This window comes from Luteimonas sp. TWI662 (assembly GCF_039673825.1).
Classification (GTDB): Bacteria; Pseudomonadota; Gammaproteobacteria; order Xanthomonadales; family Xanthomonadaceae; genus Luteimonas.
This window is the reverse complement of record NZ_JBDJMI010000001.1, coordinates 133,615-148,268: the sequence shown is the minus strand read 5'-3', so window position 1 is coordinate 148,268 and position 14,654 is coordinate 133,615. Positions and strand designations below refer to the sequence as shown.

Annotated in this window: 8 protein-coding genes and 1 tRNA gene; 4 read left to right on the top strand and 5 right to left on the bottom strand. The window is 69.1% G+C overall.

What is annotated here, in order from left to right; genetic code table 11:
* Positions 1-117: 117 nt before the first annotated feature.
* Positions 118-456 carry a hypothetical protein gene (locus ABE488_RS00650; RefSeq protein WP_346446645.1) on the top strand — a complete coding sequence of 113 codons (339 nt, stop codon included), beginning with the start codon at positions 118-120 and terminating at the stop codon, positions 454-456.
* A 131-nt stretch (positions 457-587) separates the two neighbouring features.
* Here the strand turns inward: ABE488_RS00650 and ABE488_RS00645 are convergent.
* Positions 588-662 (bottom strand) — tRNA-Val (locus ABE488_RS00645).
* A 144-nt stretch (positions 663-806) separates the two neighbouring features.
* Positions 807-3,527 carry a TonB-dependent receptor gene (locus ABE488_RS00640; protein ID WP_346446644.1) on the bottom strand — a complete coding sequence of 907 codons (2,721 nt, stop codon included), beginning with the start codon at positions 3,525-3,527 and terminating at the stop codon, positions 807-809.
* 214 nt (positions 3,528-3,741) lie between these two features.
* Here ABE488_RS00640 and ABE488_RS00635 point away from each other — a divergent pair, with 214 nt between their 5' ends.
* Both ABE488_RS00635 and ABE488_RS00630 read left to right on the top strand, forming a co-directional pair.
* Complete coding sequence (locus ABE488_RS00635; RefSeq protein WP_346446642.1) at positions 3,742-6,345, top strand: alpha-amylase family glycosyl hydrolase; 2,604 nt, start codon at positions 3,742-3,744, stop codon at positions 6,343-6,345.
* A 192-nt stretch (positions 6,346-6,537) separates the two neighbouring features.
* A complete protein-coding gene (locus ABE488_RS00630; protein ID WP_346446641.1) occupies positions 6,538-7,635 on the top strand; it encodes a YncE family protein in 1,098 nt (365 codons plus the stop codon).
* Positions 7,636-7,728: 93 nt separating this feature from the next.
* Here the strand turns inward: ABE488_RS00630 and ABE488_RS00625 are convergent, their stop codons facing one another.
* Positions 7,729-9,933 (bottom strand): TonB-dependent siderophore receptor, encoded by a 2,205-nt coding sequence (locus ABE488_RS00625; RefSeq protein ID WP_346446640.1) that lies wholly within the window; start codon positions 9,931-9,933, stop codon positions 7,729-7,731.
* Between the two features lie 174 nt (positions 9,934-10,107).
* On the opposite strand from ABE488_RS00625, the gene ABE488_RS00620 reads away from it, so the two are divergent.
* Positions 10,108-11,037, top strand: a complete 930-nt coding sequence (locus tag ABE488_RS00620; protein ID WP_346446638.1) for an oxygenase MpaB family protein — start codon at positions 10,108-10,110, stop codon at positions 11,035-11,037.
* 24 nt (positions 11,038-11,061) lie between these two features.
* On the opposite strand, the gene upp is transcribed toward ABE488_RS00620, so the two are convergent.
* The gene (upp, locus tag ABE488_RS00615; RefSeq protein ID WP_346446982.1) at positions 11,062-11,694 is read right to left on the bottom strand and encodes a uracil phosphoribosyltransferase; all 633 of its coding nucleotides are present in this window, start codon (positions 11,692-11,694) and stop codon (positions 11,062-11,064) included.
* Between the two features lie 115 nt (positions 11,695-11,809).
* Entirely contained in the window at positions 11,810-14,623 is a 2,814-nt protein-coding gene (locus ABE488_RS00610) for a TonB-dependent receptor (RefSeq protein ID WP_346446637.1), read from the bottom strand.
* Between the last annotated feature and the right edge of the window lie 31 nt (positions 14,624-14,654).

Genomic DNA, 14,654 nt, shown 5'->3' with positions numbered 1-14,654 from the left:
CACTGGCCTCGCAGCAACGCCCGTGCCATCGGCCATCCAGCGGGCGGGCCCGCGCAGGGATGCTCGGGCCGCTGCACAGTCTCGGCCCATGAGACTGGCCCGCGTAGCATCGGCGGCATGGAACACCCGCCTCCCGAATGGCACGTCTTCGACGATTACCACGACCTGCGCTACCGTGAGATGCCGATTGCTCGCATCTACCTGCGAGACGGCGGGATCGAGGTCAATACGCGCTGCTACAGCGAGGGATTCACCCGCACGCACCGGTTGGGTACGGTCGAGGGCGCCAAGCTCTTCGTCGACGCGTGGCTGAGGAAATGGGGTGCGCAAGCTATGCGCGAGGTCGACAACAAGCACCACGCCAACGAAGTCCAGGCGGCATATCGCGCGTCACTGCCACCGGTCGAGATCAAGCCGGATCTGAGGAAGCGGCGACGCGGGAAGAAGGCATGGTGAGCTTGCGGCCTGGGCGCCGGACACAAAAATGCCGGCTCACGGGCCGGCATCTTTGGGGTCAGTGCGGGGTCAGTGCTTCTACGCCGCGCTAATTGTTGATCACGAAAAGCCTTCAAATTTAGGCGTTTACGTGGTGGGCGGTACAGGGTTCGAACCTGTGACCCCTACCATGTCAAGGTAGTGCTCTACCGCTGAGCTAACCGCCCGGTGTTGCTGTCCCGCCGCTCGGGCGAGGTCGCGCATTCTAGCCCAGTCATCGGAGGCGCACAAGCATGTCCCGGGGGGGATCGCCTGTGCCCGACGTCCCCGCCCTCCGGTCGCGCGGGGAGGCGCCGCGCGGCCGGTCCGGGTCAGAAGCGGTAGTTGACGCCCATCAGGTACGTGCGGCCGTAGTCGTAGAACTGGTTGGGGCGCTCCTGCAGGCTGTCGAAGGTCGAGCGGAAGGGCTCGTTCTCCAGGTTGTTGACTTGCAGCAGCAGCGACAGGCCCGCCAGGCGTCCGCTTTCGAAGGCGTAGCCCAATTGCAGATCGGTCACGGTCTCGCCGGTGAACATCACCTTGGTGCGATCGCCGCCGGCGCCCTGGACTTCGCCCAGGAAGTCGGAGCGGCTGCGCTGCGACACGCGGGCCGAGAAGCCGTAGCGCTCGTAGTACAGCGCGACGTTGGAGACGTACTTCGACAGGCCGGGCAGGGGCTCGGAGCTGTCGGGGCCATTGGGCGCGATGTCGCTCTGGGTATCGGAGTAGTTGCCCATGAAGCCGAAGCCTTCCAGCGGCGCCCACAGCAGCCCCAGCGGGAGCGACACGGCGAACTCCCAGCCCTTGATCGTGCCGCCCTCGCCATTGACCGGCTGGCTGTACTCGCCGATCCAAGACGGCGGCAGGTTGCCGGGCAGTTCGGCAGGCAGCGGCAACTGGCTGAAGTCGAACGCGGTGGTCTGCCGATAGATGTAGGTCTTGAGGTCCTTGTAGAAGTACGCCGCACTGACGTAGCCGCGTCCGATCGACTCGTTGCCGAAGTACTTCTCGTACGAGAGGTCGTAGGCATTGGCCAGCCAAGGATCGAGCTCGGGGTTGCCGCCGCTGCCGGTCCAGCGGTCGCGGCTGCGGTCGATGCTGTAGCTGCCGCCGGCGGTCAGTTCGTCCATGCGCGGGCGCGCCATCTGGCGTGAGGCGCCCACGCGCACGAACTGCTCGGCCGGCAGGCCGAACGACAGGTTCATGCTCGGCAGGTAGTGCACATGGTCGGCGCCGCGCTCGCTCGGCGCTTCCAGTGCGATGCCTTCGAACGTCGCCACGCCGGTCGAGCGCTGGCTGGCGTTGACCACCTGCACGCCGACGTTGCCCTTGAGCGGCACCGGGCCGAGGTCGGTGTCGATGTCGGCCTGGACGTAGAGCGTGCCGATCTCTTCGTGGATGTCCCAGTTCTTGTCGTTGATCGCTGCATCGTCCTTGCGCCATGGGCGGTAGATGCCGGCGGCGAGCATCGCGCGCTCGTCCAGGTCGAGGAGCGAGGGAATGCCGGCGAAGCCGAATGCGCTGTTGCGCACGTACTGGCCGGGAATCGCGACGCTGAGATCGCCGGTACAGGCGTCGGTGACGCACAGCGTGTATTCGGTCGATGCGCGGCTCTTGCGACGGTCGGTGATGTTGCCGCCCAAGCGCAGGGCAGACAGGAATCCGCTGTCGAAGCGACGCTCGAGGTCGATCCGGAACGCACTGATCTGGTCGCGGACCTCGAAGTTCTTCAGGTAGCCGGCCTGGTCGCGCTCGCCGCCCCAGCGGTCGGGGTCGCGCAGGACGAAACCGCCCGGCGCGCCCAGGTCGTAGTCCAGGTCGATGTCGTACCAGCCTTCGGGATTGAACACGTAGCGGCCCGAGCTGGTGACGCCGGCCGGCGGCGTGGCGTAGATCTCGAACAGCTGCTCGGCGCGGCGCGCGCGCGAATGGCTGACGTCGGTGGTCAGCGTCCAGTTCGCGTTGACCTCCAGTTCGGTGTTCCAGCCGAACGACAGCAGGCGGTCGTCCATCGTGTTGCTGTCGTTGCGCAGTACGATCGGCGCGATCTGCGACCAGGTCGAATCGATCGTGGTGCCGTCGGGGCTCAACGTGGCCTCGTCGAGAGTCGCCCGACCATAGGCCAGGCCGGTCTGCAGGCCGTACTTGTTCTCTTGCCGATCGAACTGCGAGTAGAACAGGTCGATGGTCGAGTGCAGGCGTTCGTTGGGCTGGAACTCGAGCACCGCCATGTAGCCGTCGCGGCGGTTGCTGCCTTCGATCGCGTAGGCCGCGGTGCCGCCGAGCACGGCGTTGCCCTCGTAGCCTGCGTACTCCTTGTTGAAGTTCCACGACTCGAACTGGTGGCCAAGGTTCGGGCTGTCGAGGCGAGCATAGCCAAGGGCGATGCCGACGGTGTTGTCGGCGAACTGATCGATGTACGAGATGCTGGCGCGGCTGCCGTATTCCTTGTCGTCGCCGAGCTTGTTCATATCGCCGCGCACGTTCACCGCGATCGCGCGCTCGCCGAACGACAACGGGCGGACGGTCTTCATGTTGACCGTGCCCGACAGGCCCTGACCGACCAGCTGCGCGTTGGTGGTCTTGTGCACCACGACCTGGCTGATCAGTTCGGACGGGTACTGGTCGAACTCCACTCCGCGGTTGTTGCCGAAGCTCACCTGCTCGCGGCCGTTGAGCAGTGCGGTGGAGAAGTCACCGGCGAAGCCGCGGATGTTGAGTTCCTGCGGGCGGCCGCCGAAGCGCTGCGCCGAGATGCCGGGCAGGCGCGCCAGCGAGTCGGCGATGCTGGTGTCGGGCAGCTTGCCGATGTCCTCGGCCGAGATCGCCTCGACGATGGTGTCCTCGGCCTGCTTGGTGTCCATCGACCGTTCGATGCCGCGGCGGATGCCGGTGACGCGCACGCTGTCGAGCTGCACGGCGTCGCCGGCTTGCGTCGAGGCGTCGTCGGTCGCGTCGGTGGATGGGGTGGTCTGCGCGTGTGCGCCGGTTGCGAGCATCAGCAGTGCGGACGACAGCGCAACGCTGAGCAGGTTGCGATCGAGCTTCGACATCTCCCCTCCCAAGGGTGTCCAGCAGGCAGGTGTTCGGGGCGTGCCGTCCGCTTTGGAACAGGATCGATCGGCCACGCTCCGCGATTGGCGGCCATGGTAGTGCCGGGGTTCGGACGCGGCGGCGCACTGCATACGTATTCATGGCGCATCGCGGTGGCGCTCGTCGACGATGTGGCATCGATGGCACTGGGAGGTGGCGATGGAAAACGGTGACATGCAACGGCGCACACGCGCGTGCGTGCGGGGCATCGCGCTCGCGTGTCTGTCCTTGATTGCCGGTGCGGCGAGCGCGGGCGATCTGCACGTGCCGTCGCCCGATTGGCGCGACCAGATCGTCTACTTCCTGATGATCGACCGCTTCGACGACGGCGATCCGTCCAACAACGACCAGGGCACCGGCGAATACGATCCCAAGGACCCGGCGCGCTACAGCGGCGGCGACCTGGCCGGTGTGACCCGTCGGCTCGACTACGTGCAGGGATTGGGCGCGACGGCGGTGTGGATCACCCCGCCGGTGGCGCACCAGTGGTGGAACGAGGCGACACGCTACGGTGGCTATCACGGCTACTGGGCGGACGACTTCTCCGCCATCGATCCGCACTTCGGCACGCGCGAGGACTACCGCGCCCTGTCGCGCGGTCTGCACGGCCGCGGCATGTACCTGATCCAGGACATCGTGGTGAACCACACCGCGAACTACTTCGGTTATTCGGGTGGCTGGCGCGCGGACGATCCGGCGGCGGGATTCGTGCGCTTCACTGATGCGCGCGGGCGCCAGGCGCCAGTGCAGCCGCCGTTCGACCGCAACGACGCGCGCGATCCGGCGCAGCGCCGCGATGCGATCTACCACTGGACGCCCGATATCGTCGATTTCACCGACCGCACGCAGGAGTTGACCTATCAGCTCGCCGGCCTCGACGACCTCAACACCGAGCACCCCGAGGTCCGCCGCGCGCTGCGGCGCAGTTACGGCGATTGGATCCGCGATGTCGGCGTCGACGCGTTTCGTGTCGACACCGCGTTGCATGTGCCGGCGGATTTTTTCGACGATTTCCTGCATGCCGACGATCGCGATGCGCCGGGGATCTTTGCGATGGCGCGCGCGACCGGCCGCGAGGATTTCCACGTCTTCGGCGAGGGCTTTGCGATCGACAAGCCGTTCGAGGACAGCCAGGCGCGCCGGCTCGAGGCCTATATGCGCACCGAGTCCGGCGGCGAGCGCTTGCCCGGCATGATCAACTTCCCGCTCTACGGCAGCCTCGGCGACGTGTTCGCGCGCGGCGAGCCGACCGCGGTGCTCGGCCACCGCATCGCCAGCATGGTCGCGCTGCATCCGCGCCTGCACTGGATGCCGAGCTTCGTCGACAACCATGACGTCGACCGGTTCCTGGCCGGCGCCGACACGCGTGCGCTGCGCCAGGCGTTGCTGGCGATGATGACCCTGCCGGGCATTCCCACGCTGTACGCTGGCACCGAGCAGGGGTTCACGGGGCGCCGCACGGCGATGTTCGCCGGCGGCGTCGGCGCGCAGGGCGATGCGTTCGACACCGCCGCACCGCTGTATCGCGAGATCGCCGCGATGTCGGCATTGCGGCTCGACGATCGGCTGTTCTCGCGCGGCGTGCCCGAGGTGTTGCGCGACAGCGGCGGCGGGCCGGGCGCGTTGGTGTGGGTCACCCGCCACGACGACGCGCTCGCGCTGGTCGCGTTCAACACGGCCGATGCGCCGGTGTTGGTCGATGCGCTGGAGACCGGGCTGCCGGCCGGGACGCGGCTGGAGGGCGTGTTCGGGCTCGATGGCGATCCTGCGCCGATGACCGTCGCCGCCGATGGCCGGCTGACGCTGGTGCTGCCGCCGCGTGCGGGCCTGGTCTGGCGGCAGCGCGGCAGCGAGGCGCCGCCGGAGGCACCGCAGGGTACGGCGCCGAAGATCGAAACCTTGCCGCCGACCCCGTGGCGCGACGACGTGGTGCTGCGCGGACGCGCCGCGCCCGGTGACGTGTTGCAGGTCGTGGTCGACGGCGATCTGCAGCGTGCCCCGCGGGTCGTGGCCGGTGCCGATGGTCGCTGGACGACGACGCTGCGCACCGACAGCTGGATCGATCCGGCACGCACGCATCGCCTGGTGCTGTGGCGCGAGACCGACCGGACTGTCTCGACAGCGCAGCCGTTCCGGGTCGAGCGCCGATGGCGGGCGGCTGCGCGCACGGACGATCCGGCCGGCGACGATCACGGCCTGGACGGGCGCGTGGTCTATCCCCTCGGCGGCCAGTGGCGGACGCAGCGGCAGGGCGACCTGCGCGCGATGGACGTGGAGACCAGTGGCGGTGCGTTGCGCGTGACCCTGCGCATGGCCAGCGTCACCCAGGGCTGGAATCCGCCCAACGGCTTCGACCATGTCGCGCCGGTGGTGTTCATCGAACTGCCCGATCGCGCACGCGGCAGCGAGTTGATGCCCCAGCAGAATGCGCGCCTGCCCGACGGGATGCGCTGGCATTACCGCATCCGCGCGCACGGCTGGTCGAACGCGCTGTTCTCGGCGCAGGGCGCTGACGCCGACGCCGAAGGCACGCCCCAGGCGCAGCCGGCACGTATCGAGGTCGACCCGAAGGCGGCGACGATCCGGTTCACGCTGCCGGCCTCGTCGCTCGGCGATCCGGTCACGCTCACCGGCGCACGCGTGCACGCGGTGACCTGGGACTACGACGACGGCTTCCGTCCGCTACGGCCGGAGGCGAGTGCGTCGGCTTTCGGGGGTGGCGACGGCCGCCACGATGCCCGCGTCCTCGATGCGGTCGGGCCGCTGCGGCTGCGGTGATCGCCACCGGGATGGACAAGGTCGGGGTTCATTGAGAGAATGAGAATCGTTCCCGACAAGGGGCGTCGTGATCCGAAGCCGGTCAACGATGCATACGGTCCCGGCCGATCGCCGGGGCATGCTTCCGGCGACTCGATGCCGGCCGGAGGCCCCGAGCGGGCGCCGTCCTCCTGCCCAGCCGAGTCCATGCCCATGATGCCGTCCTCCCGTCCCCGTTCCCTGCTGACCGCCGCGACTGTGCTCGCGCTCGGCCTGTCGTCGCTTGCGCATGCCCAGCAGGCGCCGGCAGTCGCAACGCCTGCCGCGACCGCGACGGCGCTGCCCGATGGCGCGCTGCGTCGCGATCTCGCGCGCGGTGTCTACGAAGCGCGTTATAGCCAAGCCGCGAACGCCCTGTTCGTGGCGTCCGCGGAAGCCGCGCCCGACACCAAGGGCGGGGTGATCTACCGGCTCGATCCGGTCACGCTGGAGACGCGCGGCAAGACCCATACGGACCTGCGCAACTTCGCCATCGCGACCGATGCCAAGGGCGAGACGCTGTACGTGACCAACAGTGTCGAGCGCGGTCTCACTGCGATCGATGCGGCCAGCGGCGAGGTCAAGGGCCGGCTGCGCTTCGAGGACAAGGCGTCCGATGGCACGTACTACGGGCCGCGGCAGGTGATCCTCGACGAGGCCAGCGGCACGCTGTATGTCGGCGGCGTCGGCGCGCCGGGGCTGATCTGGGTGGTGGACGCGGCCACGTTGACGCTGCGCGCCACGATCGGCGATGCCGGCAAGTGGGTCACCGGGCTGCTGCTCGATCCGGCGGCCGGCCGGCTGTACTCCGCCAACGGGGACGGCGAGGTGCTGGTGATCGACACGGCGACCCACACCATCCAGCACCGCTGGACGCCCGGCGACGGGAAAGAGTACCTGCTGCTCAACCTTGCCCACGACCCGGCCACCCACCGCCTGTTCGTCACCGACCACTCGAAGGGCGCCACGGTGCTGGTGTTCGACACGCGCACCGGCCGGGTCGAGCGCAGTCTGCCGGTCGGCGATTCGATGGGCATCAAGCTCCATCCTGCGCGCAGGGCGCTCTATGTGACCCATCGCGACCAGGGCACGGTCAGCGAGCTCGACGCCGACAGCTATGCCGTGCGTCGGACCTGGACGCTGCCGCCCAATCCCAACAGCCTGGAGGTCGCGCCCGACGGCAAGGCGCTGTACGTGACGGTCAAGGCGCCCTTCAACAAGGATTACACCGCCAGCGCACTGGAAAGCGTGGTCCGCATTCCGCTCGAGTGATCCCGCGTCGTCGGCGGCGTCCCGGTCGCAGGACGCCGCCGCCGTTCGCAGGACATCCGAAGGGACGCCGCGGCGTCCCTTCGTCGTTCGGCATTACAGCGCGAGCGAGACCGACAACGTGACCGTGCGCGGCGCCGCCAGCACCAGGTAGTTCGCACCCGAGGTGCCGCCGGTCGAAGCCCAATAGGCGCGGTCGAAGACGTTGTCCACGCGCGCGCGCAGCGTCCAGTCGCGGCCACCGGCCTCGAACGCGTAGCGCGTGCCCAGGTCGAACCGCGTCCAGGACGGCAGTTCCAGCGCGTTGTCTGCGCGCGCCGCCTGGCGGCCGGTGTGCACGGCACGCGCATCGAGCGTGAGCCCATCCACGCCGGGAACATCCCAATCGATGCCGGCGTTGGCCTGCACGTCGGGCACGCCGATCACGTCGTTGCCCTCGTTGATGCCGCCTTGGGTGCGGCGCAGTGTGGCGTCGAGCCAGGTCAGCCCGCCGAGCACGCGCAGGCCGTCGGCCGGCTGGCCGTAGACACTCAGCTCCAGACCCTGGTTGCGTTGTTCGCCGTCGGCTCGGACCCGGTAGTCCTGCTCGATTGCATTCGGCTTGGCGATGCGGAACACCGCGGCGCTCGCACCCCAGCCGCCGGCGTCGTACTTGGCGCCGACCTCGTACTGCTTGGAACGGAACGGGTCGAGGATCTCGCCGGCGTTGACGATCGGGGTACCGTCGGCGCTGGTCTGCGCGACGGTCTGGCCGGGCAGCAGCGCTTCGGCATAGTTGGCGTACAGCGAGACCTGGCGGCCGAGCTTGAACACGACCGCTGCCACCGGCGTGACCGCGCTGTCGTCGTACCGGTCGAGGGGGGCGCCGGTGGTGTGGTCGTAGCTCGACTGGCGCAGCGTCTGCCGGCGCGCGCCCAGCGTCAGCAGCACGCGCTCGTCGGCCAGGCGCAGCGTGTCGGCGATCGCATAACTCGCGGTCTGGGTGCGGCTGGTGGTCAGCGGATCGGCCATGTCGCCGACTGCGGGGCGCGTCGGCGGCAGCGGCGTCGCGACGGGCGCATACAGCGAGCCCACCGGGCGGCGTGTGCCGGTCGCGAACGCATTCTGCGAGTCGAGATCGAAGAACGCGCCGGTGATGCTGACGCGGTGGCCGACCGCGCCGGTCCGGAACTCGGTGCGCAGGCCGACCTCGCCGGTGCGCAGCAGGTCCTCGCGGACATTGTCGAAGCGCGATGCGGTCAGGGCGCCTGCGGTGTCTACCCGCGGGTTGGCCAGCACGTTGTGCTCGCGGCTGTCGCGGATGCCGACCGCGGCCCAGGCCGTCGTGGTTTTGCTGAAGTCGACCTCGCCGCGGACCACGCCAAACAGGTCCTCCTCGTCGGTGAAGGTCCACGGCTGGGCGAAGTTCACGTCGGCTGCGGGCGCCTTCGGGATCAAGCCGGTGGGCGTGACGCTGGGCCGTGGGGCGTCGATGCGGTGGTCCTGCCAGCCCAGGTCGGCCGAGAAGCGCGCGCGTTCGCCGCGGTAGTCGACGCCAAGCGCCAGCACGCTGAGCTCGCGGGCTTCGTCGAGCACGGTGTCGCCGTCGCGGCGCACGGCGTTGGCGCGCACGCCCCAGGCGCGGTCGGCGCCGAAGCGACGCGACACGTCGGCCGCGGCATAGCCCTGGCCGTTGCTCTCGTAGCCGAGGGTCAGCCGGGTCAGATCGTCGTCGCCGGCGCGCTTGGGCACCAGGTTGAACGCGCCGCCGATACCGCTGCCGCCAGGCGCCGCGCCGTTGATGAAGCTGTTGGCGCCGCGAAACACCTCTACCCGCTCCAGGAACTCGGCGGCGACGTACTGTCGCGGCAGCAGCCCGTACAGGCCGTTGTAGCTCATGTCGTCGGAGTACACGGGTAGGCCGCGCACGATGTACAACTCCTGGAAATTGCCGAAGCCGCGCGCGACCCGCACCGCGGGGTCGTTCTGCACGACGTCGGCGACGCTGCGCGCCTGCTGGTCGCGCATCAGCTCGGCGGTGAAGTTGAGGCTGTTGAACGGCGTATCCATCAGGTCCAGGTTGCCGAACAGGCCGACCCGCCCGCCGGTGGCGACCTGGCCGCCGGCGTAAGCGGGCGGCAGCTCGACCTGCGAGCCGTCGGCGGTCACCAGCACGGTGTCGAGCGTGCGCGTCGGCGTGTCGGGCGTAGCGTCCTGGGCGAGTGCGGGCACCACGGCGATGCAGGCCAGCAGTGCGAGCGCGAGCGGGGCACGGCGCGCGCGCAACGACGCGGCCGGGGCGGGAAACGGAAGAGCGGGCATGGCGAAGCGGTCCTGTCGGCAAGGGGAGGCGGCATGGCTGGCTGAGGGCCGGGGCCCCTGGCTGACGGAGCGGCGCGGACGGGCGTGGACGCGTCGGCGACGTATGTGAATTGTCGCATGCGGCATGATCGGCATCGACGCTGTCGTCGACGCTGGCTCGATAGCCTGTCGGGCATGGACGCATCCCGCCCTGGCTTTGCCGCACCGCTGACCGCCGCACTCCGTCGTTGGGTGCTGGGCGTGTTCCCGCGCGGGCAGAGCGGGATCGACTACGACACGCCGGCAGGCGACCCGGGCCTGTTCGGTCCAGACACGGTCACCTGGCGAATCCATGCCGATTTTCCGGGCATGCTCGCCGGCGGTCTGTGCGCGCTGCTGCTGCAGACGCTGCATCCGCGCGCGCTGGCCGGTGTGTGGGACCACTCCGAGTTCCGCACCGATCTCATCGGGCGGTTGCGCCGCACCACCGCCTTCGTCGCGGGCACCACGTATGCCGGCACCGCGCAGGCGCATCGGCTGATTGCGCGGGTGTCGGCGATTCACCACCAGGTGCGCGGCACCACCGCCGATGGTGCGCCGTACGCGGCCGATGATCCCGCGCTGCTGACCTGGGTGCATGCGACCGAAGCCTATGCGTTCCTGCAGGGGTTTCGCGCCTACGCCGGACTGCCCACGCCCGACGGGATCGACGACCGCTACTACGACGAGTCGCGCCGCGTGGCCGAGGCGCTGGGTGCACGCAAGGTGCCGACCAGCGGCGCGGCGATGGTCGAGTACTTCGCCCAAGTGCGCCCGGCACTGCGATTGGACGCGCGTTCGCGCGAGGTGCTGGCGGTGCTGCGCGGGATCCGCCTGCCAGTGCCGGGCGGAGCGCTGTTGCGCGGGGTGTTCATCGGCGCCGGTGCCGCGCTGCTGCCGCGCTGGGCCGAGGCGTTGCTGGAGATCACACCGCTGCAGCGGCTCCACAACCGCGTCTGTGCATGCGTGCTGCGCGGCCTGGCGCCGCTGTTGCGCATGGCGCTGCCCGACGGCATCGCCCCGCGTGCGTGCCGGCGCGTCGCTGTGTCGCCAGACATCCTCCGGCACTGGCCGGAGGAGGGCTGAGGGCGCCGACGCGCGGCGCGCCGTTCAGTCGATGCGGGTGCCGAAGATCTTGTCGCCGGCATCGCCAAGCCCGGGCAGGATGTAGCCGCGTTCGTCCAGGCGCTGGTCGATCGAGGCGGTGTAGACCTCGACATCGGGATGGGCGGCCTCGAGTGCGCGCAGCCCCTCGGGCGCGGCGACCAGGAACAGGCCCTTGATGCGGCTGGCGCCAGCCGCCTTGAGCATCGCCACAGTGGCGATCAGCGTGCCGCCGGTGGCGAGCATCGGGTCGAGGATCAACGCGGTGCGGTCGGCCATGTCGCCGACGAGGTTCTCGTAGTAGGGCACCGCCTGCAGCGAGGCCTCGTCGCGCTTGATGCCGACGACGCTGACCTTGGCCGCCGGGATGAGTTCGAGCACGCCGGGCAGCATGCCGATGCCTGCGCGCAGGATCGGCACCAGGGTGATCTTGCGGCCCTTGATGCGCCGGACCTGCACTGCGCCGGCCCAGCCGTCGGCGGTGGCGTCCTCGGTTTCCAGGTCCGAGGTGGCCTCGTAGGTCAGCAACGTGGCCACTTCGGCGGACAGTTCGCGGAAGGTCTTGGTGCTGTTGTCGGCGCGGCGCATCAGTCCGAGTTTGTGCTGGACCAGCGGGTGGCGGACTTCGACGATCTTCATGGGCATCGGGAACGAGCGGGCGATGCCGACAGGATAGGGCACGCGCGGCGCCGGGTCCGCCCCGAGAGCCGGCGCGGGTCCGGTCCCAGGGCGACGCCGCGGCCGCGCCGGACGATCAGAACTGGTAGCGCACGCCCGCCAGCCACGACCGGCCGAACCCCTCCATCTCCAGCACCCGGTTGCGCTGGCCCTGGAAGCGGACCTGACGCGTGTCGCGCAGGTTGTTGATCTCGCCGAACACGCGCCAGCCCGCGCCGAGCGCCAGGCTCGCCGAGAAATCCAGGCTCGCGCGGTCGTCCCAGTAGATGTTCAGTTCGGGATTGCTGATGTCGAACGCCTGGATGAAGCGTGAGCGCTTGTTGTACGCCAGGCGTGCATCCAGACCCGCGCGCGCGTAGGTCAATGCGATGTTGTAGTTGTCGCGCGAGGTGCCCGGCAGTTCGGTTTCCCCCAGGTCGAACGGCAACTGCGCCTCGGACTTGGCGTAGGTGTAGTTGGTGTAGACGCCCAGACCCGCGAGCGCGCCGGGCAACTGGTCGAAGGTCTGCTGCCAAGTCAGTTCCGCGCCGTAGATCCGGCCGCGCTTGCCGTTCTCGGCGCGGGTGATGCGCAGCGTCTGGCCGCCGCTGGTGGCCTCGTCGTGTGAGGCGAGGAACAGCGGGTCTTCGATGCGCTTGTAGAACAGCGCAGTCGAGACCAGGCCCAGGGGACGCAGATAGTGCTCGAATGACAGGTCGAGGTTGTGCGCATAGGCCTCGCGCACCAGTGGGTTGCCTTCTTCGATGGCGATGACGTTGCGGTCGTCGGCCTCGCCGAGGATGCGGTAGGGCGCGGTGTGCATGAAGTCCGGGCGGTTGAGCGCGGTCGAGTACGAGGCGCGCACGATGTGGTCTGGGCCGAGCTCGTAGCGCAGGTGCACGCTGGGCAGGAGGTTGCCGTAGCGGCGGCCGGCCGAGACCGGCGTGGCCACCCCGGTGTCCTCGTCGAATGCGGTCGCCATGCCTGTGGTCTCGGTGCGCTCGTAGCGCACGCCGGCGACCATCGTCAGCGCGTTCCAGGTGGCGTCCAGGCGCGCGTAGCCTGCGTACACGTTTTCTTCGGCGCGGTAGTCGCCGGTCAGCGAATCGGGAATCAGGCGCTTGTAGGCATCGCTGTCCTTCAGTGGCCCGGCGTAGCGATCGAAGATGTCGCGGCAGAAGCGCCGGCCGGTCAGGAAGTAACCGAAGTTGTTGGACAGGCTGTCGCAGAGCATGTCCGAGTAGGCGATCCCCAGCGCGTCGAAGTCGTCGCGCTTGCCATTGCGGTAGCGCTCGTCGTCGAACTGCTTGTCGCGCAGTCGGGCGCGCACGCCGATGCGCAGGTCGCCGGTTTCGCCGACGAACGACTGGGGCCGCGCCAGGTCCAGCCGCAGGCCGGTCTCGGCCTCTTCGCTGGACTCGAAGCGGTCATTGAAGCGGCGAAACGCATACCAGTCCTCGGGCAGGTTCACGCCGGTGGCAGGCGCGTCGTCGCGGCCGCGGATCGTCCAGACCGGGAAGTCGGGATTGGCGTAGTCGTAATCGAGCTGCGGCCGCACGGTGGCGCGAAAGATGTACTGCTGACGCGGATCGGTGACCTTGGTGGCTTCGCTGCGCGAGGCTTGCCAGTCGAGCTTCCAGGTCTCGCCCAGATAATGCTCACCGCCCAGGTTGTAGGTCCGGATCGTCTTGTCGTAGGTGCGTTCGCGCAGTTCCTTGTCGAAGGTCGCGCGCGCGGTGCCGGCGGTTTCGTCCGAGCCCGCGGTGTGCCGGTCGAGCGCGATCGTCAGGTTGTCGCGGAACTCGCGATCGACGAAGTTCGCATCGGAGGCCACCAGGTAGACCAGGTTGTCGGGATCGATGCGGATGTCGAAGCGTCCGGTCAGGCCCTTGCGGATACGCGTGCCTTCGTAGTCCTTGATCTGGATCTCGGTGGGTGCGAAGCCCGCGTCGACGCGCTCGTACAGGCTCTCGACGTTGTCGGTGAAGCGGCCCTGCTTGCTGAGCGAGCCGGAGATCAGCACGCCGATGTTGCGGTCGGCGCCGAAGCGGTTGCCGATCGTCGCGTTGTAGCGCGCGTTATCGCCATCGCCCAGTTGGTACGCGCCGCCGGCGACTGAAGCGCGCAGGGTCAGTCCGTCGCGGTCGAGCGCGCTCTGGGTGCGGATGTTGATGTTGCCGGCGATGGCGTCGCCGTCCATGTCCGGTGTCAGTGCCTTGGTGACCTCGAGCGCGGAAATCACGTCGGACGGGATGGTGTCCAATTCCACGCCGCGGCTGCCGGCATCGGGGTTGGCCAACTGCACGCCGTCGATCGAGACGGTGGTGAATTCCTTTGGCGCGCCGCGCACGCTGACGTAACGGCCTTCGCCCTGGTCGCGCTCGATCGACACGCCGGAAATGCGCTGGGTGGACTCGGCGATGTTGTTGTCGGGGAACTGGCCCAGCAGGTCGGCCGAGACGACATTGACGTAGTGAGTGGACGTGCGCTGCTGGTTGAGCGCGCGCGCCTGGGCATCGCGGCTGGCGCGGACCTCGACGACGCCCAAGTCGGTCGCGCCGGCAGCGCTGGTCAGCGCGATCTCGATACGCGCGCCGCGGCTGTCGCCGACCGTGACCTCGGTCTGGTAGGCGCCGTAGCCCAGATAATCCACACGCAACGTGTGGCGGCCCGCGGGCAGGCCGACGACACGGAACAGGCCTTCGCCATCGGTGCTGGCCTGACGGCCGCCGACGGTGACGAGTGCGCCTTCCAGCGCGATGCCGCGCGAGGCCTCGCGGACCTGACCGACGAGCGTGCCGGCCATCGCGGCGACGCCGTCGGCGGCGGTCTGTGCATGGGCGGCGGACGGGGTGGCTGCGAACAGCGCGGCGGCGATCGCCACGGCGATCGCGGTCTGGGTCGATGTCATCGAAACTCCGGGAAGTGGCAAGGGCGCGTCG